Raw genomic sequence first — 23,219 nt, 5'->3', positions numbered from 1 at the left:
CCGCTGGGCGTCACGGCGTCCTCGCTCAGTGGCTCGACCGTCCCGCAGGTCTGGGCGGCGGCGCCCGGGTCAGCGCGCCGCGAGCGCCGCTGTCGAGCCGCGGACGACGAGGTGCGTCGGCAGCACCCGCTGCAGGGGCTCCTCTCCTTCGACCTCGGGAGTCCTGAGCGTGCGGAACAGCAGGTCCACGGCGGCCCGCGCGGCGTGCGCCTTGGGCACCGACACCGTGGTCAGCGGAGGGGCGGCCATCCCGGACAGGGCGATGTCGTCGCAGCCCACCACGCTCATGTCGTCCGGGACCCGGACCCCGCGCGCGGTGAAGCGGCTGATCAGTCCGAAGGCCACGATGTCGTTGAAGGCGACCACCGCGGTCGCCCCGCTGGCCAGTACCACGTCCGCCGCTCCCGTGATGCCGCCGTCGAAGTGAGGGGCCACGCTGCCCACCCGCACAAGGTCGATCGTGCCGGACTGTGCCATCGCCTCGATGCCGGCCGCCCGTTCCCGCGCCTCCCAGGTGCTGCGGGGGCCGCCCACATAGGCGATCCGGCGATGGCCGAGTGCGTGCAGATGGGTCAGGGCGTCCGTCATCCCCTCGGCCAGGTCGGCCGTGACGCTCGGGAAACCGGGCTCCCTGCGGTGCAGCAGCACCACCGGCTTGGTGGTGAGCGCGCCCAGCGACCCCAGTTCCTCGCCGCTCAGCTGGGACGAGGCCAGCACGATGCCGTCCACCTCGGGGGCGAGCGTGCGGATCGCGTCCATTTCGAGGCCCTCGTCGCGCTCGGCGTCGCTCACGATCAGTGAGTGGCCCAGACCCCGGGCACGGGCCTGCGCCCCCTTGCAGGCCTCCGCGAAGAACGGGTTGAGCAGATCCGGCACGATCAGGCCCACGGCTCCGGTACGCCCGGTGATCAGTCCCCGGGCGGCGCGGTTCGGCTGGTAGCCGAGACGGTCGGCCGCCGCCACCACGCGGTCCCGGGTGGCTGCGCTCACCGTCCCGCCCGGCGCCAGCGCCCGGGACACGGTGGAGGGGGAGACGCCGGCCGCTTTCGCGACCTCTCGAATGGTGACCTGCACGCCCCGAGGTTTGCATCCCGTTTCATTCCCGTCAATGAGAGGGAGTGGCTCGCGCTCTGCCAGGGGTTTTAGGGCAGCAAACCTTTCCGGCGACGTTGCACAGAGTCGGTGCGATGGCACCGGCGCATCCGCCGTTGGCTCCGGAGCGGCTGTGTTCAGTCGGCGACGCGCAGCAGCAGCTTGCCCGTGGATGTGCGTCCGCCCATCAGCCGGTGGGCTTCGGAGGCGTCCGAGAGCGGGAATTCCGCGGTGACCGGAAGGTTCACGGTGCCGTCGGTGACCTTGCGGAAGGCGCGTTCGGTGAGCGAGCGCAGTGCCTCGGGCGCCGACTGTGCGAGAGCCAGGATGGAGAAGCCCGCGACCGAACGGCCCTGCGCGTAGAGCTCGGGCGGCCCGACGTGCCAGGGCTCGGCCCCGCCGGCGTTGCCGAAGGACACCAGGCGTCCGAAGACGGCCAGTGTGTCGAGGCCGCGGCGAAGGGTGTCGCCGCCCACCGGGTCGAGCACCAGGTCGACCCCCCTGCCGCCGGTGGCGCGGCGGACGTCGTCGGCGAAGGTGTCGCTGGTGAACACCTCGTCGTAGCCGTGCTTGAGGGCGTGCCCGGCCTTGGCCGTGGAGGAGACCACGCCGTACACCGCGCCGGCGTCCGCCGCCCGGGCCAGTTGCCCGGCCACCGTGCCGATGCCTCCCGCGGCGCCGTGCACCAGCACGCTCTCTCCGGCGCGCAGTCGCCCCACCTCGTGGAGCAGGGCGTGCGCGGTCGGCAGCACGGTGGGGAGGGTGGCCGCGGTCCGCAGGTCCAGGCCCGCGGGGAGCGGGAACACGGTGGCGGTCTCGGCGACGACCACCTCCGCGTACGCGCCGCTGTTGACGAGCGCGGCGACTTCCTGCCCCGGGCGCAGCCCCTCGACACCGGGGCCGACGGCCCGGATACGTCCGGAGACCTCCAGGCCGGGGCGGAAGGGCAGCGATTCCACCCGGTAGCCCTCGGCGCGCGCCTTGAGGTCGGCGAAGTTCACGCCTACATAGGCGGCGTCGATGGTGACCTGGCCCGCCCCCGGCTCGGGGGTCTCGACCTGCACGACCTTCAGCACCTCGGGATCGCCGTACTCCCGGATCTCGACTGCACGCATAAGCGGAACGCATCCTTCGCAAGTGTTCAATGGAAAGCGAACACTCGGACTGTAAGGTATTCGTCGAACACTCAGCAAGTGGCCGGAAGACTCCGCGCGGTGGCCCGTCGAGGATGCGCGTGGCGACGGGAGGGGCATGTCGAACCAGGCTGCGGGCGGTAGTCACCGTGCGGCGCCGGTGCACACGGATCCCGAGGAGGTTTCCGTCCTGACCGCGCTGTCCGCGCTCGCCGATCCTGTGCGCATTCAGTTGATCCGCGAGCTCGCGGGCTCCGCCGACTGGACGCGCAGCTGTGGCAGCTTCGACGTACCCGTCGGCAAAGCAGCACTCAGCCACCACTTCTCGGTCCTGCGCGGCGCCGGCCTGGTCGAACAACGCGACCAGGGGCCCAAACGGGTCAACCGACTGCGCCGCGAGGAGTTCGACGCGCGCTTCCCCGGGCTGCTCCACCTGCTCCTCCGCGACGACGGCGCCGATTGAGCAGGCGGCTCGGGCTGACCGTTTCATGCTCGCTCCCACACTGACCGGGACCCGGCAGGGGTACGCCCGGCGAGGCCCGTCACCCGCCGGTCAGGCGCAGGCGGGCCAGCGAGAGGGTCGTGGTCGTCGGCGAACCGGCGAGGGGGGAGCGGTAGTTGGGAGTGGCCGCGACGAAGGCCCAGGACAGGTCGCCGCCCGGGAGGACGGTGATGTCACCGGATATATGGGCCGGAACCACGGTGTCCGGGGTGAGCCGGTGGCCGGCGGTGTCGATCAGGACGAGATGGGTGCCGGTGAAGCGGCCGGTGCAGGTGCCGTTCGCGCAGCGGGCCTCGGTGCTCCCGGCCCGGTGACGGGCGGGGCTCAGGGCCCCCTTCCCGGTCCCGGCCGTCGTGTGCGGAGCGGGCTGGGTCGGCTGGGTCATGTGCGCCCGGTACGGCTGCTGCGCGGCGTGCGCCGAGGGCACCGAGGAAGCCGACGACGCCCAACGTCCCAACCCCGCCGCCGACGGCACCAGGCCCAAGCCCACCAGGAGCCGCTCGGCGGGCACCAGCTGGGATGTGACCGAGCCGCAGTGGGCGCACTCGCGCACGTGCCGGGCCAGCCGCTTGCGCCACAGTGCGCTCGGCTGCCCGTCCCAGCCGGAGGCCGCCTCCGACAGCTGCGGGCAGCATGGCTCGGTGCGCAACGCGCGGACCACGGTCCGGGCCGTCTGCAGTCGCTCCTTGACCCGCTGCACCCGCACGGCGGCATGCTCCGGCGTGAGCCCGGCCGCCGTGGCCAGCTCTTCGCGGGTCAGCTCGCCCCCGGCCTCCAGCCACCACAGCGCCAGCAGCTCCCGGTCCCCGGGCCCGAGCCAGCGGGTGGCCTCGGCCGTCTCACGGCGCTGGCCGGACAGGCCCAGCCGGAGGATGGCCAGTCCGACGAAGTCCGCCGCCGGGTCGGGGGCCTCGGCCAGCTCGTCCATCGTGCCCGGCACGACGGACGTCCCCGCCCGGTGACGGCGTGCCCCGCTCATCTCGTTCACGGCGATCGCCACCACCCAGGACCGGAACCGCTCGGGTTCGCGCACACCGGGCAGCCCGCGCACCATCGCGACCATGGTGTCCTGGACCACGTCGTCGACGTCGGCGTGACCGTTCAGGGCATGGCCCACGATGTTGTAGCGGCAGATACGTCTCGACCAGCAGGTCGCGGGCGTGCTGGTCCCCGGCCTGGGCCGCCACCACCGTCGCGCTGTCCACATTGCCGTACGTCCGCACTCGCCGCTCCCGTCCGTTCCATTCGAACCGTGCCCCCGATTAGGGGATCCCGCCGGGCGCGCGGATAACAGAAAACATGGACAACAGGTGAAACTCCATGCCCGGGGAACAAGCAGCACCGTGGTGCCGAGCGCTTGGCCGCCGCTCTCAAAGCGCGATCCGCCGGTGGCCGAGCCGGAGCAAATGCTCGCCGGTTACGCCGGATGCTCCAGTGCCCGGTGCTCCGGGCATCGCACGGCGAGCGCGGCGATGTCGTCGTCGAGCCTTCCGCCGCTGAAAACGAGCAGGTCCCGGTGAAGCCGGTCGAGCAGTCCCGGGGGCGCTGCCGGACCTTGTCGGCGCATCCAGTCCGGCAGCGGGAAGAAGTCGCCGGCGCGGTCCCGGGTCTCCGTTACACCGTCGGTGTAGAGCAGCAGCTGGTCTCCCGGGGCGAAGGCCACGGTGTCGATGTAGTAGCGGTCTCCGATGAGCGCCGCGAGGTTGAGGGGCGGCGAGGGGGCGGTGGGCTCCAGAACGCACATTTTCCCGTGGTGTACGAGCAGCGGCGGGGGGTGCCCGCAGTTGAGAAGTCTGAGGTGGCTGCCGCCGTGCGGGATCTCGGCGATCAGAGCGGTGGCGAATCGCTCCGGCAGGTCCGGGGAGGGGAACGCGGCACCATGGCGCGCCATGCTGGTCTCCAGGCGATGGATGACGCCCCGCAGATCGGGCTCGTCGTGCGCGGCCTCCCGGAAGGAGCTGATCACCGCTGACGCCGTTCCCACGGCGGAGAGGCCCTTGCCGCGCACGTCACCGAGGAGCAGCCGGACCCCGTACGGGGTGACGGCTGCTTCGTAGAAGTCGCCGCCGATTCGAGCCTGCGCCTGGGCCGCCACGTACAGAGACTCGATCTCGATGCCCTCGAGGCGGCTGGGCAGGGGGCGCATCAGCACCTTCTGCGCTGTGTCGGCGACGAGCCGGATCTGGAAGAGCGCCTCCTCCCGTCGGAGCCGGACGTGGCTTGCGTAGGCGGCCGCCAAGGTGACCGCGACGATCGCAGCCGCCGTGTAGGGCGTCCCCAGGTCGGTGTAGACGAAGCTCAGTCCCACCATGACCAGCAGGCAGAACGTCCCCAGCAAGATCGTGGGGAGCACGGGCCACATCGAGGCGGCCAGGGCGGGCGCGGCAGGCAGGAGGCGGCTTATGGCGATCTCCCTCGGTGTGGAGAACGCCAGCGCGGCGATGAGGATGGTGAGGATCACCGGTGACAGCCGGACAGCTTCCCACCGGCCGCCGTACGGACGACGACGGCGCCGCAGTCGCCTCAGGACAAGCACAAAACGCATCATATCTGTAAAAAAGTGACGCGCCCGAGAGCGGCAAGGAAGCACGCCTTCCCGCGACTGATGCGCCCGGCCGAGGACGTGGGCCGGCAGGGCGCGGGTGCCACCGCCGCTGCCCGCGTCCCGCGGCCGCCCGGTCAGCCCTGGGTGGGGGCCAGGTCGGTGTTCATGACCTTCCCCGTCAGCTTCGGGCGATCCTTGAGCAGATCGACGGCGACGCGGATCGGCTGTTTCCTGGCGTAGCGGGGCGCGGTCTCGCAGTGCTCCACCGTGGTGCTGCTGCCCGAAGGCGAGGACCTGCCCGGCTCCGGGGCGGTTGCCGTGGTTGCGCCAGCCGTGGCGCCGGTTCGGCGTTCACGGAGGCGGCGGGTTGTCTGGGAGACCCACGAGTTGGGCCAGGAGCAGTGCCACGTCGTCGCGCTCGGTACCGGGCTCGACGAGGCTGAGCACGCTGTCGCAGGCCGCCTCCAACGAGGCGTGCGGCTGGGCCAGTTGTGAGCCGAGGCGCTTGAGTCCCTCGCCGATGTCCTCGCCTCGGGCCTCGATGAGACCGTCGGTGTAGAGAGCGAGCACCGAGTCGTCCGGCACGTCGAAGGCCACCTCCTCGAACTTCACACCGCCGACGCCGAGCGGTGCCCCGGCCGGCACGTCCAGGACCCGGACCCTGCGGACGCCCCCGGCGATGGGTTCGGGATCGACGATCATCGGCGGCACATGCCCCGCTCGCGCGATGACACAGCGCCTGCGCGAGGGGTCGTACACGGCGTATATGCAGGTCGCCATGAGGGACTCGTCCGGACCGTGGGCCAGGTCGGCGGCGATGGCGTCGATGTGCTGCAGCAGCTCGGCCGGTGGGAGATCGAGGATGGAGAGGGTGCGTACGGCGGTACGCAGCAGGCCCATCGTGGCGGCGGCGCGCAGTCCGTGGCCCGTGACATCACCGATGACCAGGGCCACCTGGCCCCCGGCGAGCTGTGTGACGTCGAACCAGTCGCCGCCCGCCTCGTTGCGGGCGGTGCCCGGGACGTACCGGAACGCGATGTGCACCCCGGGCGGTTCGGGCACGTGCTGGGGCATGAGGGCACGCTGCAGCATGAGCGCGCCCTCACGCTCGCGTGCGTAGAGCCGGGCGTTGTCCAGTGAGGTGCTGGCACGGCCGGCCAGCCTCATGGCGAAGGCCAGGTCGTCAGGGTCGAACGGCGGGCTGTCGTCGGCGCGATAGACCACCAGCAGGCCGAGCACGATGCCTCCGACGCGCAGCGGCAGCATCATCATCGAGTGGACGCCCAGTTCCAGGGCGGCGCGGGTCTTGGGATCGCCCGGGTAGGTGGCGGACCGCAACTGCTCGGGCGAGTCGATGAGTTGAGGGAGGCCGGTGCTGAGCGCCTCGCCGGCGGCCGAGTGCTCCGCGACGCCGACCGACTGACCGAGCCGCAGCATCCGTTTCACCGGCGGTTTGTACTGTCTCGCGGCGACGCCCAACTGGATCAGTGGGGTGCGGTGGGTGGGCGGATGCCGGGGGAGTTCACTTTCGGTGACCACGGATTCGAGGACGATGACTCCGGCGTAGTCGCTGAACCTGGGGACCAGGGTGTCGGCCAGCCGTTCGGCGATCCGGGGGATCTCGAGCAGGTCGGCGAGGCGTGAGCCGAGATCGTTGAGGAGGGAGAGCCGTTCGCGGGCGATCTCGTTCTGCCGGGCGAGGCGGCGTCGTTCCGTTATGTCCATGACCGTGCAGCCGACGCCGATCACCCTGTGATCCGTGTCCTCCAGGCGGCTGCAGGACACCGAACGGTGCCCGTCCGGCCCCGGCAAGGTCATGTCCAGCACTGGTCTGCCGGTCCTGAGCACCTGCCGCTGTACCTCGGCGAGCCGGCGGCCGACCGGCTCGCCGATCAGCTCGTCCACGGTGCGGCCCAGGTGGTTCACCAGCGGACGACCGTCGAGCCGTGCCAGGGCCTCGTTGGCCCTGAGGCATCTCAGGTCGGTGTCGAAGATCGCGACACCCAGCGGGGACGAGTCGAAGTGCGATTCCAGGGCCGCCAGGCCGGCCGGCCCGGTGTTCGGCCCGCTCGTCTCGGTGAGCGCGGCGTGGACGAAATCTCTGCCGTCGCCGTCGACGAGGAGGGACGCCTGTACGTGGACGTGGACGCGGTGGCCGTCGCGGTGACGCAGGCACAGAGGGCCGCTCCAGCATTCGGAGCTCAGCAACTCGGCGAGGGTGTCCGCCGGCCTCTCCGGTGCCGTGTCGCCGGTGTCCATCAGGTGGTCGAAGCGGCGGCCCAGGACGTACTCGCCCGTCCAGCCCAGCATGTCCTCGACCGATCGGTTCCACAGCGTGATGTGGCCGCCGGCGTCCAGCACGATGACCACGCCACCCGGCCCGGGAACCGGAGGCTCCGGCAAGCCGCGAGAGCGGCCCATGTCACGCGCTGGAACGCCGGAGGGAGGGGGTGGAAAGGTCACCCGCCACCTCCCTCCGCGAGGATTCCCGGGCTCAAGTTTCGATTATCAGCCCATATGCAGGGTAATGATAAAAATATTCGACTTGCGAACATTATGGACGCCTCCCGAAGGGGGAGCCCGTGGTGGAGCGTCTGCTCGGCGTCGAGATGGGCGTCGACGAGCTGAGGTGGGCGCTGATCGTCGGGGACTCGATCGAGACCAGGGGCAGCGCCAGGACTCCTCGCGCGGGGCTGTTGCACGCGATCGACGCGGTGGCCCGGACGACCCGGGAACACCGTGCGGACCGGCTGGGCGTGGCGGTCCCCGGGGACCTGAACCGCACGACGGGTGTCGTCGGGGCGGGCAGCATGAACCTTGTCGGCCCATGGGCCGGCTACCCGCTTCGGGACGAACTGGCGTACCGGGTCGGGTGCCCGACCGAGATTCTCAATGACGCCCGCGCGTTCGGGCACGGCGAGCTTGTGCTGGGCGCGGCGAAAGGGCTGGAGAACGTGCTCTTCATCATGCTGCACAGGGGCGGCGTGGGCGGTGCCTACGCTTTCGGGGGGCGGATCCTGGCGAGTGCGGACGACCGCCTCGGCGAGTTCGGCCACCTGACCGTGGAGCCCGGTGGCGCCCACTGTCCGGGCTGCGGCGGACGGGGATGTCTGGAGACCTTCGCCAGCGGACAGGCCATCGTGCGCCGCTTTCGGGCCCGCGCCAGTTGGAATCCGTCCGGAGTGACGGCGGTGGCCCGGGCCGCCGAGGACGGCGACCAGGTCGCCGTGGATGTGCTCGCCGAAAGCGGGCATGCCGTCGGCATCATTCTGAACAGCCTGGCCGCGGCCTTTCCCACTCAGGCGGCGGTGGTGGGCGGCGAGATCGCGTCCGCCGTGCTCCCCTGGATGGCGGACGAGATCAGGGCCTCGCTCGCCGAGCGTCCGAGCTCGACCTGCGAACCGGACCTGCTGTCCGCATCCCTCGGTCTATGGGCCCCGGCTCTGGGCGCAGCCCTGACCGTTCCCCTCCCGCCCTCCACGGCCACCGTCCCCGTCCCGCCCCCCACGGCCGCGGAGGCAGAGGGGTGATGCCCCTGCTGCCGCGGCCACCAGTGGTGCTTCCCACCCGAGCAATAGGCTGGAAGGTGTGGGGCTCCGGAGACGACCGGCTTCGTACGGGGAGCATGGTCGCCGGCGCTCCGCGACGAGGTGAGTGACGATGGATCCGTTCGATGAAACCCCTCGGGGCGGGGGCGAGGGTCTCGTCGAAACGACGGAGGCGGTGGCAGCCGTCGACGCACGGGGCCTGGTCACCGCGTGGAGCCCGGGTGCCTGGAGGTTGCTCGGTTACGGACCCTCCGATGTGATCGGCCACCCCGCCTCCCTCCTGCTGGCGGACGATCCGCCCGCGGCCGACCTGCGGCACGCGGCCGCGTCGCAGAGCTGGAGCGGCAGGATCGCGCTGCGGCACCAGGACGGCCGCCGACTGGACGCGGACCTGCGGGCATGGTCGACGCTGGACGCCGACGGTCAGCCCCAGTGGTTCCTGATGCACTCGCCGGACGAGGCGCAGCTGATGAAGTGGGCGTTCGAGCTGTCCCCGCTCACCCTCGCGATCTACGACGCCGACGGACGGACCGTGCGGATCAACGCCGCGAACCGCCGCCTGCTCGGCCTCGAAGCGGACGATCAGGCGCTCGGCCGTGTCGTCGAGGATCTGTACGGGGACGCCCGGGAGCAGGGGGTGCCGTCCGCCCCCGCGTTCTCCGAGCATGTGACCGAGACGATGCGCCGCGTGGCGGCGACCGGCCAGGGGATCCGCTATGAGGTCTCCGCTCCGATGGCGCCCGGGGCCCGGGAGCTGACCTGGGCCGTCAACATGTCGCCCGTGGCGGATCCGTCGGGCAGGGTGTACGGAGTATTCACCGCGGGATGTGACATCACCGAGCAGTTCGAAGCGCGGCAGCGACTGGCCTTGCTCAACGAGGCGGGCGCCCGGATCGGCACCACACTGGACGTCAGGCGTACAGCCGACGAACTGGCGGGCATGGCCGTCCCGCGGTTCGCCGACTTCGTCAGCGTCGATCTGCTGGATTCCGTACTGCACGGCGGCGAACCGCTGTCGGGTCCGGTCGACGGCACCATCGCCCTGCGCCGTGTCGCGCATCAGTCCGTGCTCGAGGGCGTCCCCGAGGCCGTGGTCGCGCTGGGCGCGGTGGACACCTACCCGGACTACTCGCCGCCTGCCCGCGCCCTGGCCTCCGGCCGGCCCGTCGTGAGCGCGCTGGGAGACAGCGACTTCGACCGGTGGGCCCTGTCGGATCCCGCTCGGGCCGCCCGGGTACGCGACTACGGCTTCCACTCGGTGATGTCGATACCGGTGCGTGCCCGCGGCACCACCCTCGGCGTGGCGGTCTTCGTCCGTCGGCGCCCGGCGCCCTTCGCGGCGGACGACCTGGCCCTGGCCGGCGAAATGGTGGCCAGGGCGGCGGTCTGCGTCGACAACGCCCGCCGCTACACCCGCGAGCGGCACTCCGTCCTGACCCTGCAGCGCAGCCTGCTGCCGAGGCAACTGCCGCAGCAGCATGCCGTGGAGGTCGCCACGCGCTATCTGCCGGGCAGCTCGCAGGTAGGCCTGGGCGGCGACTGGTTCGACGTGATCCCGCTGTCCGGTGCCCGGGTCGCCCTGGTCGTCGGAGATGTCATCGGTCATGGGATCCACGCGTCGGCAGCCATGGGGCGGCTGCGTATCGCCGTACGGACCCTGGCCGACGTCGACCTGGCCCCCGACGAACTCCTCACCCAGCTGGACGACCTGGTCATCCGACTGGCCGCGGACGGCAGCCGTGCCGACGGCACCGGCCGCTACGGGGGCAGCACGGACGGGGCCGGCACCGACGAGGGGGCCGAGCGCACCGAGACCGCCGACGACATGGGCGCCACCTGTCTGTACGCGGTGTACGACCCGATCTCCCGCCAATGCACCATCGCCCGTGCCGGTGGCCCGGAGCCCGCTCTTGTCAGGAGCGACGGCACGGTCGAGCTGCTCAACATCCCGGCCGGCCCCAGGCTCGGCGTGGGCGGCCTGCCCTTCGAGGCCACCGAGCTGGAGCTGCCCGAAGGCAGCCTGCTCGCCCTCTACACCGACGGCCTGATCGACGCCCGGCCCGGCAACCTCGACGAACTCTGCCGTGTGCTGGCCCGCCGTTCCGGGCACTCCCTGGACAGCACCTGCGGCACCGTTCTCGAGCGACTGCTTCCCACGGTCCCCACCGATGATGTCGCCCTGCTCATCGCCAGGACCCGTTCCCTCGGTCCCGGTCAGGTCAGCAGCTGGGATCTGGCCGCGGATCCCTCCGTCGTCGCCGAAGCCCGAAAGGTGGCGTCCGACCAGCTGATGCACTGGGGGCTCGAAGACCTCACCTTCACCACGGAACTGGTGGTCAGCGAGCTCGTGACCAATGCCATCCGGCACGCCGAGGCCCCGATCCGGCTTCGGCTGATCCAGGACCAGTCCCTGATCTGTGAGGTCGCCGACGGCAGTAGCGCCACACCGCACCTGCGCCGGGCCCGCACGTACGACGAGAGCGGCCGTGGCCTCCTGCTCGTCGCCCAGCTCACCGACCGCTGGGGCACTCGACAGACCCCCACGGGCAAGATCATCTGGGCCGAACAGTCCCTCCGCGAGGCCTGATCGCCTCCTCACTCACCCTGCTCGCTCACTCTCTGACGGCCGCACTCGCCACGCCCTGCACGAACCAGCGCTGGAAGACCGCGAACATCACCAGGACCGGGGCGACGAGCAGCACTCCGAAGGCCAGGATCCGGCCCCAGTCGGGTGGCTCCTGGCTCTGGAAGACGCTCATCTCCAGCGGCAGCGGCCGTACCGCGGGGTCGGAGATCATGAGCACCGGCCAGAGGAAGGAACCCCACTGGATCAGGAAGGTCAGGACGGCGACGGAGGCGAAGACGGGTGCGGACATCGGGACGACGATCCAGAAGAGGGTGCGCCACGGCCCCGCGCCGTCGATCCGGGCCGCTTCCTCGATACTGCGCGGAATGCCGCTGAAGAACGCGTGGAACTGGTACACCGAGAAGGCGTTGGCGATGAACGGCAGGGCCAGGATGTGCAGCGTGTTCCGATGGTCGTTGAACATGTAGAACAGCGGCACGGCCACCGACTCGAACGGCACCAGCATCAACAGCAGCACGATGGTGAACACTCCGTCGCGTCCTCGCCAGCGCAGCCGGGACAGTGCGTACCCCGCCATCGAGTTGACCAGCAGCCCGCCCACGACCACCACGGCCGCCACGGTGAGCGACACGGCCATGAACTGCCAGAAGTAGCCGGTGCTTTCGGAGGAAAGGCTCTCGAACACCCCTTGGTAGTTGCGCAGCGTCAGATGGGTCGGGACAAAGCCGGACAGGCCGTCGAGCACCTCGTCCGGGGGCTTGAAGCTCCCGATGATCAGATAGATCGCGGGCAGGACGAAGAGGACGGCGAGAACGCTCAGCGCGAGGTAACCGCCGGCGCGGCGCAGTCGGCCGTACGGGCCCTGGGGGCTCACCCCGGCTCGCTCTCGGTGCGTACGACATGGCGCTGCAGGAGCGTCAGGGCGACGACGATGACGAAGAAGACCACCGTGATCGCCGACGCCATCCCGATGTTGCCCTGGTCGAAGGCGGTCGTGACGGCCTCGTACATGACGGTTCGAGTGGCTTCCTCGTCGAGCCCTCCGCCGCCCCGGATCAGAATGTAGACCTGGTCGAAGACACGGAAGGCCAGCACCGACGTCAGCAGCGCGACGAAGACCAGCGTGCCCCGGATGCCCGGCAGCGTCACATGGCGGAACTGCTGCCAGCGGCCGGCCCGGTCGATCTTCGCCGCCTCGTACAGCTCCTCAGGGATCTGTTGCAGCCCGGCCAGCAGGATGACCATCTGGAATCCGACGCCCTGCCACACCGACAGCACCACCACGGAGGCCATCGCGGTCTCGGCCGAGCCCAGCCAGTCGTACGCGGTCCAGTGGTCGAAGGTGACGTACGACAGAACGGTGTTGAGCATGCCCTGTTCACTGCGGGCGAGGATCAGCCGCCAGATGACGGCGACCAGCGCCATCGGGAAGATCACCGGCAGGAAGAAGAGGGACCGGAAGAAGCCGATCCCCTTCAACCGGCGGTTGAGCAGCACGGCCAGCGCGAGGGCGATGCCGGTCTGCAGCGGGACGACGGCGGCGGCGAAGGTGAGATTGTTCAGCAGCGACCGCAGGAACGGCTCCGACAGGTCGGGGTCGGTGAACAGCCGCCGGTACTGCTCCAGCCCGAAGAACTCCGGCGGCCGGGGGGAACCGAGCCGCACGTTGTAGAAGGACAGCACGACCGCGTAGCCGAAGGGCACGCCGACGAAGGCGATCAGCCCGAACAGGGTGGGTACTGACATCAGCAGACCGTGCACCCCGTCCCGGCCCGCGCCCCGGCCCCTGGTCCGGCCCCTGGTCCGGCCCCCGATCCTGCCCCTGGTCCGGCCGCCGGTCCGGCCGCCTGTCCGAGGGCCGGACCGGCGGCCCCGGTGCGCCACCACCGCCCTTCCTCACCCGCTCAGTTCAGCTTGTAGTCGTCGTTGTCCGCGTAGTCCCGGTCGATCGCCCGGGCCGCCTCGGACAGCGCGGACTCCGGGTCCGTGCCCCCGAAGATGGAGTTCACCGCCGAGCTGAACTCGGAGGTGATCACCGGGTAACCGGCGGTGATGGGCCGGGTGACGGCCACACAGGACTTGGTGATGTCCACGTCGCCGCAGGGTTTGTCGAGTTGTTCGGCGAACAGCTGCAGCGGTCCACCACGCTTGTACAGCGGGCTCGTCGCGAGCACCGATTTGGTTCCGGGCGGCGCGCCGTTGGCGTTGGTCATCGCGGTGACGCTCTGGTCGTTCAGCAGAAAGTCCAGGAACTTCCCGGCCGCCTTGCCGTTCTTGGTCTCGGCGCCGAGACCCCAGGCCCACGAGCCCTGACCTGTCTTCGGCCCGTTGCCGAAGTCCGGCAACGGCATGATGACCAGGTCGGAACCGAGGGCCTTGCTGTACGCCGGGTAGAGCCAGTGGCCGACCCAGCTCAGTGCGACCCGCCTGGCCGTCATCGCGTTGGCGTCGGTGTTCGGGTCGACGTACGGCTTCCAGGACTGGAAGGTCTTGAACGCGTCGACCGCTTCGGGTGTGTTCATCACCCCGGTGGCCTTGTCGTCCTGGATGAGCTTGCCTCCGGCCGACCAGAGGATGGGGGAGAAGCCGTACGTCCCCCATTCGGTGCCGAGGCCCTCGGCCTCCTGGATGTCCAGGACCTTGCCGTCGGAGTCCTTGGTGGCGAGCTTCTTGAGGGCGTCGGTGAACTGCTCGTCGGTCCACGCGTCGGACAGGCCCTTCGGGTAGTCCACGCCGGCGGCGTCCAGCAGTTGCTTGTTTCCGTACAGCCCGAGGGCGGAGTCGAACATGCCGAGCCCGTAGAGCTGCCCGTCCGCCGTGCCCTGGTCCTTGATGGCGTCGGTGGCGTTGTCGACCGTCTTGGACGAGACGTACGAGGAGATGGGCGTGAGCTTCCGGTTGTAGATGAAGTTCGCCATGGTCGGACCGTCGAACTCCAGCACGTCGGGCAGGTCCGATGCGTCGGTGGCCGTGATGGTCCTGGTGTAGTCGTCGGCGGGGATCAGCCTCAGGCTCGCCTGGACGTCGGTCTGCGAGCTGTTGAAGGACGCGACGGCGTCCTGGAGGGCCTTGTCCTCACTCGCCTGGCCCTGGTGCGCCCAAATGGTGATGTCGCCCTTGCCGCTGCCGGCTTCGCTCTGCGTCGAGCTTTCAGCCTCAGTGTCACCGCCGCACGCGGTGAGAGCTGTGAGGGGCAGAACCAGCGCCGCACTCCAGCGGACGATCCGATGTCGACTCGGTCCGATCACGATGGGCCTCCCAGGAACTTGTAAGGAAATGTCATGCTATGTCTGTGAGTCTCCGACGGCAGCCGCTGGCGCGCGTCAGTGCGTGGGCGGCACCACGGCGAGAGGAACCGCGCATGCGCTACGCCCCGCCCGGCCTCTGCGTGAACGACTTCGCCGTCATGTCCGACGGCGGCCGCTACACGGTGCTCCACCTGCAGGGCCCCTGGACGGACCGCTTCGACCATCTGCACATGGAGACCTCGTTCGGCAGAGCCACGTCCACCGATCTGGTGGCCTGGGAGACGCGGGACACCGCCTTCGGCGTCGGACTGCCGGGTCGGTTCGACCAGCAGGCCGTATGGACGATGCATCCGTTTCCGTACGGGGACGGGCTGGCGATGTTCTACACGGGCGTCGAGGGGCTGACGGCCGCCGGTTGGCCGCTCCAGTCCGTGGGGCTGGCGTTCTCCGACCGCCGGGACGGGACCGCCTGGCGCCGCCACGGAACCGGCCCGGTGGTACGGGCCGACCCGCGCTGGTACCGGACGGGCGAGGCGATGGGCTGGCGCGATCCGTTCGTCGTCCGCGACGACGAGGGAACCGGCTGGGCCATGGTCGTCTGCGCCAGTGACGCCTCCCTGCCACTGGAGGTCAGTGGCTGCGTCGGGTTCGCCACGTCGCCCGATCTGACGCACTGGCAGGTGCACCCGCCGCTCCTCTCACCCGGCGACGTCGACGAGTTGGAATGTCCGGTGCTGGAGCGGACGGCAGACGGCTGGCTGCTGTTCGGCGGTGTGGGCTCCGCCGGCTGGTTCGATGCCTGGTCGGCGCCACGGCTGGAGGGGCCGTGGGAGCGCCTGGGCCCGGTCGCTCCGCCGGGCGCCTACGCCCCCCGGGTGATCACGGCGCCGGACGGTGCCAGGGTCGTACTGCACACCGCCCCCCGCCGGGTCGGTCTGCGGGACTCCGGTGATCTGTGCCGGGGCATGCTGGCCCAGCCCAAGGTGCTGAGCGTGGCACCTGGTGGCCCGGCCGGTGCCGTGGCCCGGCTGGAGTGGTGGAGCGGCCTGGACGACTGGCTGGAGGAGCCCACGGACCAATCGGTTCCGCATGCGGTCGGGGACATCGACATCACCGGACGGACCGAGGTGGTCCTGCGCAGGGACACCGGCGGCCCCGCGCTCGCGGTTCACTGCGACGAGAAACGCGTCCGGGTGACCGGACCCGGCGGATCCGTGCTCCAGGCGACGGTGCTCGCCCGGCCCGTACGGCGACTGCGCATCCTGACCGTCGGTGAGTACGTCGAGGTGTACGCGGACGGCGTGTTCGTGCTGATGACCATGTGCTACTCGGGTCACCCCGTGACCTGGACGGCGACCGGGGAAGGGGCCGCCCGCTCCGTTCCGGTGTGCCCCGTACGCCTGCCGAGCCCGCACCGCGACGACGCCTCGGCGATCTGGCCGGGCGTCGCTGGGTGACCCGGGTCGCGGCGGCAGTCGGCGAGGCGCTCGGTCCTCGCCCTGTCCCAGGGGTCAACGGCGTTTCCGGCGGCCGCAGTTGACTGGTCACGGGAGCGCTCCCATGGCACCATGTCGCGGCTTCGTGAGGGAAGCGGAGCCGAGTCGATTCGTCGAACAGAGGGTCCCCACATGACGATCACTGCGCGAGGCTTATTGACATGTACGCGACGCTCCGGCGTCGTACTGGCGGTATGGGCGCTGGGCGCCGCCCTGGCGGTCACCCCCGTGTCGGCCCACCCGGACGCCGCGCCGCCCGCGGAGGCGCGGACCGCGGCGGCGGCGAAGAGCGTCTACATCCCGCCCAGTTGGGCCGCGACGGGTGAGGTCCCGTGGAAGCAGGAGCGCACCAAGGAATCGGCCAACTTCATCCTGCTGTGGGGCGAGAAGTCGGGTACCAACCCGAAGAACGCCCCCTCGGACTACCGGTTCGACCCGGACAACATTCTCAGCCAGCTGGAAAACCTGTACTCCTTCTACGTGAACACCATGAAGTTCACCCCCGAGACTGGTCTGCTGGCCCAGCACAAGATCAATGTGATCGTCACGCGAACCTGGAACCGCACGGAACTCGATGCCTGGGCCACCGGCGGCTCGGCAGACGGCAGGGTCGGCGTCATCAACATCGCGCCCGCCGCGGCCGCGCCCGGTTCCTGGGGACTGGCCCATGAACTCGGCCACGTCTTCCAGAACTACACGTTCCTCGGCAAGGGCGGGGGCGCGGGCCTCACCGACCCGTCGGCCGGCACGTTCTGGGAGAGCAGCGCCGAGTTCATGGCGATGCAGGTGTACCCGGACGGCGGCGCGGGCGACCTGACCCGGTTCCTGCGCACCGAGAGCCTGGCGTACTCCTCCAGCCGCCACCACTACGGCAACTGGATGCTGATCCAGTACCTCGTCGACAAGTACGGCGGCATCAAGACCTTCAACGACATCTGGAACCAGGCGAGAAACACCGAGCACCCGCTGGAGACGTACCGCCGCATCAACGACCTGACACAGGCTCAGCTCAACACAAGAGTCGCCGAGTACACCCAACGCCAGGTCACGTACGACTACTCCAACCGCAGTCACATCATGCCGTTCATCAACAACGTGTACGGCGCGGGCTTCGTCAACGCCTACAACGGCGTCCCCGTGAACGCCGTGAACCAGTCGGCCGGCCACTACGCGATCCCGGACGCCCTCGCGCCCTCCGACTACGGCTACAACAAGATCAAGCTGGTGCCCGCCAGTGACGGAGCCCTGATCAAGCTGCACCTCAAGGGGCACGTCAACGCGGCTGGGGGCTCCGGCTGGTCGTACGGTTTCGTGGCCGTCAGGAACGGCACTCCCCGCTACGGGACCGTCTCCAGCAGCTCCGACGGCCAGATCAGCTTCCAGACCCAACCAGGCGAGAAGGAGGTCTACCTGGTCGTCACCGGCACCCCGAACACCGTGCACCACTACGGCTTCCTCGACGGCTATCCCAAGAACCACCGCTATCCGTACGAGTTCCGTATCAGCGGCGCCACCCCCTCCGGCCACGAACCCGGCCACCAGAAACCGGCCGCGACGGGCGGCGGCCACTGGCACTCCAACGGCGGCGGCTGGGTCGACAACCGGGCCAGTGTCGCCTCCACCGTGTACGTCGGCCCACGCGCCGCGGTGTTCGGCAGCTCGACCGTGACCGGCAACGCCCGTATCGAAGGCCTGGCCTGGGTCAACTCCGGCGCCCGGATCAGCGGCAACGCAGTCGTCAAGGACAACGCCATCGTTCAGGGAGGCGCCGACCTCTCGGGCAGCACCGTGCTCGGCGGAGACGCCGAGATGTGGATCACCTGCTCGTCCGGCACGTACCTGATGTTCCATCCCGACCGCGGTTGCGACGGCAGGGGCGGCGAGAGCGACATCAACCCGCAGCACCGCACGTTCACGGACGAGGAACTCGCGATCACCATCCAGTGAGTGCGTCGATCCACCCGCCGCCGCACGTCAGTTGGAGGCAGCACCCTGCATCGCGGGGGCAGGGCGCTCGCCCGAGCCTCGGACGATCAGCCGGGTGGGGACGGTGATCGTGCGGGAGCGAGTGCGGGAGCGGTCGCCGTCCAGCCGTGCCAGGGCGGTGGCCGCGGCTGTCCTGCCGATTTCTTCGGGGTCCTGCGCGACGACGGTCAGGGCCGGTTCAAGTGCCTCGGCGAGCGGCAGGTCGTCGAAGGCGACGACGGCGATGTCCTTCCGTTTGCTGCGGGAGAGTTCGGCGACGATTCCCAGCGCGACCATGTTGTTTCCGGCGAACAGGGCTGTCGGGGGATCCGCCAGGGCGAGGAGCTGGGAGGTCGCGTCGGCCGCCCCATGCTGGTCGTGGGCACTGGTGACCAGGGAGCGGTCATGGGCAATGCCGGCTTCCCGCAGCGCCGAGCGGTATCCGCTCAGACGTTCGCGGCGTGTGTAGAGCTTGGCGGGAAGATCGCCGACGAAACCGATACGCCGGTGACCGTGGGCGATCAGGTGGGCGACACCGTCGTGCGCGCCCGCACGGTTGGAGCTGACAACGCTGTCCGCGGAAATGCCGACAGCCGGCCGGTCGATGAAGACCACGGGCAGGCCCGTGGCGCGATGGGTCCTGAGGTGGGAGTGGTCGGCGCCGGCGGACGGCACGACCATCAGGATGCTGACTCGGCGGGCCAGGAACTTCTCCGTCAGGTCACGTTCACGGTCGGGGTCCTCGGCGGAGGAGCCCATGAGCAGGGTCAGGCCGCGGTCGCGGACGGTGTCCTCGATACCGCCGGCCACGGCTCCGAAGAAGGGGTTGCCGAGGTCGGGGACGACCAGTCCTATGGTGGTGTCGGGTCCGCCGACCCGGATGTTGCGTGCCATGAGGTTCGGCTGGAAGCCGAGTTCGGCCACGGCCGCGAGAACCTGTTCCCTGGTCCGGGGTGAAACGGGTCCGTCCCCGTTGAGAACACGAGAGACCGTCTTGGCGCTGACGCCTACTTCTCGGGCGACGTCGGCCAGGGTGGGGCGGCGGTTCGCTGCCATGTAGAGCCGTTTCCTGTGTGCTCATCGGTTCCGGCCGCTGCGCCGGCCGGAACCGATAAGTGCTGAGTGATGGTCAGTTGGCCTGGACTCCCGCGGCCTTCGCGGCATCCGAGTCCGCGACGACAGTACCTCCGGCCTCGTCGACCGTGAGCGCGCCGGTCATGATGGCGACGACCTCCGCCATCGAGTAGTCGGAGGGCCTGATCACGGCGGCGCGGCGGCCCAGCCGGTGGACGTGGATCCGGTCGGCGATCTCGAAGACATGAGGCATGTTGTGGCTGATCAGGACGACCGGCATGCCCTTGTCGCGGACGCGGCGGATGAGGTCCAGGACCTGGCCGGACTCCTTGACGCCGAGGGCGGCGGTGGGTTCGTCCATGACGACGACGCTGCGGGCCCATGCCACGGCGCGGGCGACCGCGACGGCCTGGCGCTGGCCGCCGGAGAGCGTCTCGACCGCCTGGGTGAGCGAGCGCAGGCCGATCTTCAGGTCGGCCATGTGCTCGGCCGCCTCCTTCCGCATGCGCTTCTTGTCGAGCATGCGGAAGGCGCTGCCGAGGAGGCCGGGGCGGCGCAGTTCGCGGCCGAGGAACATGTTGGAGGCGATGTCCATGGAGGCGGCCACCGCGAGGTCCTGGTAGACCGTTTCGATGCCGTGGCTGCGCGCACTCTGCGGCCCGGAGAACTGGATGGGTTCGCCGTTGAGACGTATCTCGCCCGCGTCGGGGACCAGAGCGCCGGTGAGGGCCTTGATGAGGCTGGTCTTGCCGGCTCCGTTGTCGCCGATGACGGCGAGGACCTCGCCGGGCAGGAGGTCGAAGTCGGCGCCGTCGATGGCGGTGACGTGGCCGTAGTGCTTGACCAGACCGCGGGCCTGCAGAACGGGGGAGGGAGCGGTGGCGGTCATCGGGCCTTCTTCCGGGAGATCTGGTCGACGGTCACCGCCAGGATCACCAGTACTCCGGTGATCAGGGTCTGGTAGATGGAGGCGACGCCCATCAGCTGCAGGCCGTTGCGGAAAACGCCCACGATGAGGACACCGATGAAGGTGCCCAGGACCGATCCGCGTCCGCCGAAGAGGCTGGTGCCGCCGAGGACCACGGCGGTGATGCTGTCGAGGTTGTCGGTCTGGCCTGCCTGGGGGTCGCCGACTCCGGTGCGGGAGATGAGCAGCAGCGCGGCGATTCCGTACAGGACGCCGGCCGTGGTGTAGATGCCGATGGTCAGCGGGGAGGTGCGCAGGCCGTTCAGCCGCGCCGCTTCCTTGTTGTTGCCCAGGGCGTAGACGTGCCGGCCCCAGGAGGTGTTGCTCAGCGCGTACGCGAAGAGGAGGAAGAGGGCGATGGTGAACAGGGACCCGTAGGTGATGTCCGTGTAGCCGAGCGGGAAGGTCTCCCCCAGTGCGGTCACCGGCCCGGGTAGGTTGCTGATCGTCTGCTCTTCGGAATAGATGTGCGTCAGCGCGAACGCCACGTTGAGCATGCCGAGGGTGACGATGAACGGGGGCAGCGGGATCTTCTGCACCAGCAGCCCGTTGGCCAGGCCGAAGCCGCCGCAGACGGCCAGCCCCAGAGCGATGGCGACGAGGGGCGGCACGGAGCCCTCGGCCGCCATCTTGGCGATCACGATGCTGCCGAACGCCATCACGGTCCCGCACGACAGGTCGATGCCCGCGGTGAGGATGATCAGGGTCTGTCCGATGGCGAGGGTGCCGACGACCATGACCTGCTGCACGATCAGGGAGAAGTTCCCGCCGGTGAGGAACTGGTCGGTCGTCAGGGAGAAGAACAGACAGGCAATCAGGAGGGCGGCCAGCGGGCCGGCGGTCGGCGCCGTGAGCAGCCTGCGGGCCGTGGTCGGCGCCTTGAGGTCGGCGTACGGCGTGGACGTGGCAGTCATGCGAAGTCCTTGTCGGAAGACAGAAGCCCTTGTCACTCCTTGCCGGAGGACAAGCAGACGAGGGGGCGGCCGTCCCAGGCCGGGGAGGGGTTGGGACCGGCCGCCCCGCTTAGGGGGAGAGGCGGCGTCGAACGGGCCTCGGAAACGCGGTTTTAGCCCCAGCAGTTGTCCAGGCCGTAGGCGGTGTCCTTGGACGTGACCCCGTCCTGCGGCTTGTCGCTGATCAGGGTGACGCCGGTGTCGGTGTAACCGGACGCCTTCTTGCCGTCCTTGGCGAACGTCGCGACGGCCTTGACGCCCTCGGCGGCCATCTTCAGCGGGTACTGCTGCGACGTCGCGGCGATCTTGCCGTCCTTGACGGCCTGGGTGCCGGTGCAGCCGCCGTCGACGGAGACGATCAGAACGTCCTTCTCCCGGCCCTTGGCCTTCAGCGCGGTGTACGCACCCAGCGCGGCAGGCTCGTTGATGGTGTATACGACGTTGATGCCGGGCGACTTCTGAAGGCAGTTCTCCATGGCGGTCTGCCCCTTGGACTGGTCGCCCGCGGTGTCCTGGGAACAGACGACCGCCGGGTCCTTCGCGCCGATGCCGAACCCCTTCAAGAAGCCGTCGTGCCGCTGGACCCCGACGGCGACACCCGGCGCCAGGTCGAGCGTGGCTATCGTGGCCTTCTTGCCCTTCATGGCCGCCTTGGCGTACTCGCCGATCAGCTGGCCGGCCTTGAAGTTGTTGGTGGCGAAGAGGGCGTCGACCGCGTCCTGCGGCTCGGTCGGGCTGTCCAGGGCGATGACCAGGATTCCCTTGGCCCGGGCCTTCTCGATCGCGGGCAGGATGGCCTTGGAGTCACTCGGGGTGATCAGGATGCCCTTCACCCCGGAGGCGACCATGTTCTCGATGGCGGTGACCTGCCCGGCATTGTCCCCGTCGAACTTGCCCGCCGCGCTGACCAGCTTTACGCCGTTTTCCTTGGCGGACTTCTCCGCGCCTTCCTTCATCTTCACGAAGAACGGGTTGGTGTCGGTCTTGGTGATCAGACCGACCTTGACATCCTTCCCCGAGCCGGAGCCGGTGGAATCCGACCCGGAGCCGGGCCCACAAGCCGTCAGGGAGAGGGCCGCGACGCCCAGGCATGCGGCAGATCTGAGGAGGAAGGCGGTCGAACGAGTGGTGCGCAACATGGAGGGGCTCCTGCTGGGTTGCGGATGAGGCGGCCGGCATCGATGCATGCCGTCCCCTGGTGTCATCGTTGACTTATGTCATCGTTGACACTTGCCGAGGATGATGGACCCGGCTCCCGGGAACGTCAATGCCTTGCACCCGTCACAATTCGGCAACGTCCCGAAGTCGCGGGACGGCGAACGGGCGCAGGTCGTCGCGGCTGCCGACGGCCATCGCAGGCGCGCGGACACGGCGGTCGGGGGACCCGCGGGGGCTTCTCGTGCGGGACCTTCAGGAGCAGTCACGTTCGAACGGTTGACGCGGCGACGAGGCTTCGCTCATCATCGGTTCCCGTTCGATGTCATCGCTGACATAAGTCAACGATGACATGGCTCGGTCGAGCGCCGTGGACAACCGTCCGCACCCCACAACGCGAGGACGCGACACCGTGACGAAGACCCTGTTCGCCGAATTCACCGCCCGCAAAGGGGAGGAGGACGACGTCGCCCGCCTGATGCGGGACTACGCCCGGAAGGTGCGCGAGGAAGACGGCAACCTCGCCTTCGACGTCTACACCAAGGCGTCCAACCCACGCGCCTACTGGATCTTCGAGGTGTACCGGGACGAAGACGCCTTCCAGGCGCACCTGAACGCCCCGTACGGCGGGCCGTTCAACATCGCGCTCGCCCCGCTGATCGAAGAGGACGCCTCGGTACTGACCTTCATCGACCCCCTGGCCTGATCCGGGCCGGTTGTCCCATCCCTGGTGACCCCTGGTGAACTCTGGGCGCCGTAGGGCGTTTTCCTCTCGCCGGCCGGTCGACGACGTGGGGACGGGGGAGTTGGGGGCGGGACGACTACATGTCGCCGGACAGGCGCTTCAGGCGTGCGGCCGCGGCGTCGGCGCGGCGCTGGGCCTGGCGCGCCGCGCGGTCGCTGTCGCGCTGCCGGTCGCGGACCCGGCGCTCCTCGGCCTCGGCCTCGCGCGCC

Annotated in this window: 19 protein-coding genes; 6 read left to right on the top strand and 13 right to left on the bottom strand. The window is 69.8% G+C overall.

Annotation, left to right across the window (positions count from 1 at the left end):
- Positions 1-69: 69 nt before the first annotated feature.
- Positions 70-1,074, bottom strand: a complete 1,005-nt coding sequence (locus FE633_RS24555; RefSeq protein WP_138047356.1) for a LacI family DNA-binding transcriptional regulator — start codon at positions 1,072-1,074, stop codon at positions 70-72.
- Between the two features lie 155 nt (positions 1,075-1,229).
- The gene (locus FE633_RS24550) at positions 1,230-2,207 is read right to left on the bottom strand and encodes a quinone oxidoreductase family protein (RefSeq protein ID WP_138047355.1); all 978 of its coding nucleotides are present in this window, start codon (positions 2,205-2,207) and stop codon (positions 1,230-1,232) included.
- Between the two features lie 136 nt (positions 2,208-2,343).
- Between FE633_RS24550 and FE633_RS24545 the strand changes: the two genes are divergently transcribed.
- Positions 2,344-2,688 (top strand): ArsR/SmtB family transcription factor, encoded by a 345-nt coding sequence (locus tag FE633_RS24545; RefSeq protein WP_138047354.1) that lies wholly within the window; start codon positions 2,344-2,346, stop codon positions 2,686-2,688.
- Between the two features lie 79 nt (positions 2,689-2,767).
- Here the strand turns inward: FE633_RS24545 and FE633_RS49540 are convergent, their stop codons facing one another.
- From FE633_RS49540 to FE633_RS24530, 4 genes are all read right to left on the bottom strand, one after another.
- Positions 2,768-3,934: a sigma-70 family RNA polymerase sigma factor gene (locus tag FE633_RS49540; RefSeq protein WP_342791209.1), complete on the bottom strand. Its 1,167-nt coding sequence runs from the start codon at positions 3,932-3,934 to the stop codon at positions 2,768-2,770.
- A 210-nt stretch (positions 3,935-4,144) separates the two neighbouring features.
- Positions 4,145-5,272 carry a PP2C family protein-serine/threonine phosphatase gene (locus tag FE633_RS24535; RefSeq protein ID WP_246113815.1) on the bottom strand — a complete coding sequence of 376 codons (1,128 nt, stop codon included), beginning with the start codon at positions 5,270-5,272 and terminating at the stop codon, positions 4,145-4,147.
- 134 nt (positions 5,273-5,406) lie between these two features.
- Positions 5,407-5,538: a hypothetical protein gene (locus tag FE633_RS49280; protein WP_281291250.1), complete on the bottom strand. Its 132-nt coding sequence runs from the start codon at positions 5,536-5,538 to the stop codon at positions 5,407-5,409.
- 85 nt (positions 5,539-5,623) lie between these two features.
- A complete protein-coding gene (locus FE633_RS24530; RefSeq protein ID WP_212747271.1) occupies positions 5,624-7,642 on the bottom strand; it encodes a SpoIIE family protein phosphatase in 2,019 nt (672 codons plus the stop codon).
- Positions 7,643-7,854: 212 nt separating this feature from the next.
- On the opposite strand from FE633_RS24530, the gene FE633_RS24525 reads away from it, so the two are divergent.
- Together FE633_RS24525 and FE633_RS24520 are read left to right on the top strand one after the other, a co-directional pair.
- On the top strand, positions 7,855-8,802 hold the full coding sequence (locus FE633_RS24525) for an ROK family protein (RefSeq protein WP_138047351.1): 948 nt from the start codon (positions 7,855-7,857) through the stop codon (positions 8,800-8,802).
- Positions 8,803-8,932: 130 nt separating this feature from the next.
- Entirely contained in the window at positions 8,933-11,407 is a 2,475-nt protein-coding gene (locus tag FE633_RS24520) for a SpoIIE family protein phosphatase (protein ID WP_138047350.1), read from the top strand.
- Positions 11,408-11,432: 25 nt separating this feature from the next.
- Here the strand turns inward: FE633_RS24520 and FE633_RS24515 are convergent, their stop codons facing one another.
- From FE633_RS24515 to FE633_RS24505, 3 genes are all read right to left on the bottom strand, one after another.
- Positions 11,433-12,281 (bottom strand): carbohydrate ABC transporter permease, encoded by an 849-nt coding sequence (locus FE633_RS24515; RefSeq protein ID WP_138047349.1) that lies wholly within the window; start codon positions 12,279-12,281, stop codon positions 11,433-11,435.
- Positions 12,278-13,153 (bottom strand): carbohydrate ABC transporter permease, encoded by an 876-nt coding sequence (locus tag FE633_RS24510; RefSeq protein WP_138047348.1) that lies wholly within the window; start codon positions 13,151-13,153, stop codon positions 12,278-12,280. The genes FE633_RS24515 and FE633_RS24510 overlap by 4 nt, the downstream gene beginning before the upstream one ends.
- 158 nt (positions 13,154-13,311) lie before the next feature.
- Complete coding sequence (locus FE633_RS24505) at positions 13,312-14,655, bottom strand: sugar ABC transporter substrate-binding protein (protein ID WP_246113814.1); 1,344 nt, start codon at positions 14,653-14,655, stop codon at positions 13,312-13,314.
- 113 nt (positions 14,656-14,768) lie between these two features.
- Here FE633_RS24505 and FE633_RS24500 point away from each other — a divergent pair, with 113 nt between their 5' ends.
- Together FE633_RS24500 and FE633_RS24495 are read left to right on the top strand one after the other, a co-directional pair.
- Positions 14,769-16,112 (top strand): glycoside hydrolase family protein, encoded by a 1,344-nt coding sequence (locus FE633_RS24500; protein ID WP_138047346.1) that lies wholly within the window; start codon positions 14,769-14,771, stop codon positions 16,110-16,112.
- A gap of 171 nt (positions 16,113-16,283) precedes the next feature.
- Positions 16,284-18,098 carry a DUF6055 domain-containing protein gene (locus tag FE633_RS24495; RefSeq protein WP_138047345.1) on the top strand — a complete coding sequence of 605 codons (1,815 nt, stop codon included), beginning with the start codon at positions 16,284-16,286 and terminating at the stop codon, positions 18,096-18,098.
- A 27-nt stretch (positions 18,099-18,125) separates the two neighbouring features.
- On the opposite strand, the gene FE633_RS24490 is transcribed toward FE633_RS24495, so the two are convergent.
- The 4 genes from FE633_RS24490 to FE633_RS24475 all read right to left on the bottom strand — a co-directional run bounded on the left by FE633_RS24490 (position 18,126) and on the right by FE633_RS24475 (position 22,249).
- A complete protein-coding gene (locus tag FE633_RS24490) occupies positions 18,126-19,172 on the bottom strand; it encodes a LacI family DNA-binding transcriptional regulator (RefSeq protein WP_138047344.1) in 1,047 nt (348 codons plus the stop codon).
- Positions 19,173-19,245: 73 nt separating this feature from the next.
- Positions 19,246-20,079: an ATP-binding cassette domain-containing protein gene (locus FE633_RS24485; RefSeq protein ID WP_138047343.1), complete on the bottom strand. Its 834-nt coding sequence runs from the start codon at positions 20,077-20,079 to the stop codon at positions 19,246-19,248.
- A complete protein-coding gene (locus tag FE633_RS24480; protein ID WP_138047342.1) occupies positions 20,076-21,071 on the bottom strand; it encodes an ABC transporter permease in 996 nt (331 codons plus the stop codon). The genes FE633_RS24485 and FE633_RS24480 overlap by 4 nt, the downstream gene beginning before the upstream one ends.
- Before the next feature lie 152 nt (positions 21,072-21,223).
- Entirely contained in the window at positions 21,224-22,249 is a 1,026-nt protein-coding gene (locus FE633_RS24475; RefSeq protein ID WP_138047341.1) for a sugar ABC transporter substrate-binding protein, read from the bottom strand.
- 428 nt (positions 22,250-22,677) lie between these two features.
- Here FE633_RS24475 and FE633_RS24470 point away from each other — a divergent pair, with 428 nt between their 5' ends.
- Positions 22,678-22,971, top strand: coding sequence for a putative quinol monooxygenase (locus FE633_RS24470; RefSeq protein WP_138047340.1), 294 nt, complete (start codon positions 22,678-22,680; stop codon positions 22,969-22,971).
- The last annotated feature ends 248 nt before the right edge of the window (positions 22,972-23,219 follow it).

Source organism: Streptomyces montanus, assembly GCF_005786655.1.
Classification (GTDB): Bacteria; Actinomycetota; Actinomycetes; order Streptomycetales; family Streptomycetaceae; genus Streptomyces; species Streptomyces sporangiiformans.
Note: the sequence above shows the minus strand (reverse complement) of the source record. Positions and strands in the feature narration are given on the sequence as shown.

Coding starts and splice junctions, on each gene's coding strand:
- FE633_RS24550 (WP_138047355.1), bottom strand. CDS start 2,207: ATGCGTGCAGTCGAGATCCGGGAGTACGGCGATCCCGAGGTGCTGAAG.
- FE633_RS24545 (WP_138047354.1), top strand. CDS start 2,344: ATGTCGAACCAGGCTGCGGGCGGTAGTCACCGTGCGGCGCCGGTGCAC.
- FE633_RS49540 (WP_342791209.1), bottom strand. CDS start 3,934: ATGTGGACAGCGCGACGGTGGTGGCGGCCCAGGCCGGGGACCAGCACG.
- FE633_RS24535 (WP_246113815.1), bottom strand. CDS start 5,272: ATGCGTTTTGTGCTTGTCCTGAGGCGACTGCGGCGCCGTCGTCGTCCG.
- FE633_RS24520 (WP_138047350.1), top strand. CDS start 8,933: ATGGATCCGTTCGATGAAACCCCTCGGGGCGGGGGCGAGGGTCTCGTC.
- FE633_RS24510 (WP_138047348.1), bottom strand. CDS start 13,153: ATGTCAGTACCCACCCTGTTCGGGCTGATCGCCTTCGTCGGCGTGCCC.
- FE633_RS24500 (WP_138047346.1), top strand. CDS start 14,769: ATGCGCTACGCCCCGCCCGGCCTCTGCGTGAACGACTTCGCCGTCATG.
- FE633_RS24495 (WP_138047345.1), top strand. CDS start 16,284: ATGACGATCACTGCGCGAGGCTTATTGACATGTACGCGACGCTCCGGC.
- FE633_RS24490 (WP_138047344.1), bottom strand. CDS start 19,172: ATGGCAGCGAACCGCCGCCCCACCCTGGCCGACGTCGCCCGAGAAGTA.
- FE633_RS24485 (WP_138047343.1), bottom strand. CDS start 20,079: ATGACCGCCACCGCTCCCTCCCCCGTTCTGCAGGCCCGCGGTCTGGTC.
- FE633_RS24480 (WP_138047342.1), bottom strand. CDS start 21,071: ATGACTGCCACGTCCACGCCGTACGCCGACCTCAAGGCGCCGACCACG.
- FE633_RS24475 (WP_138047341.1), bottom strand. CDS start 22,249: ATGTTGCGCACCACTCGTTCGACCGCCTTCCTCCTCAGATCTGCCGCA.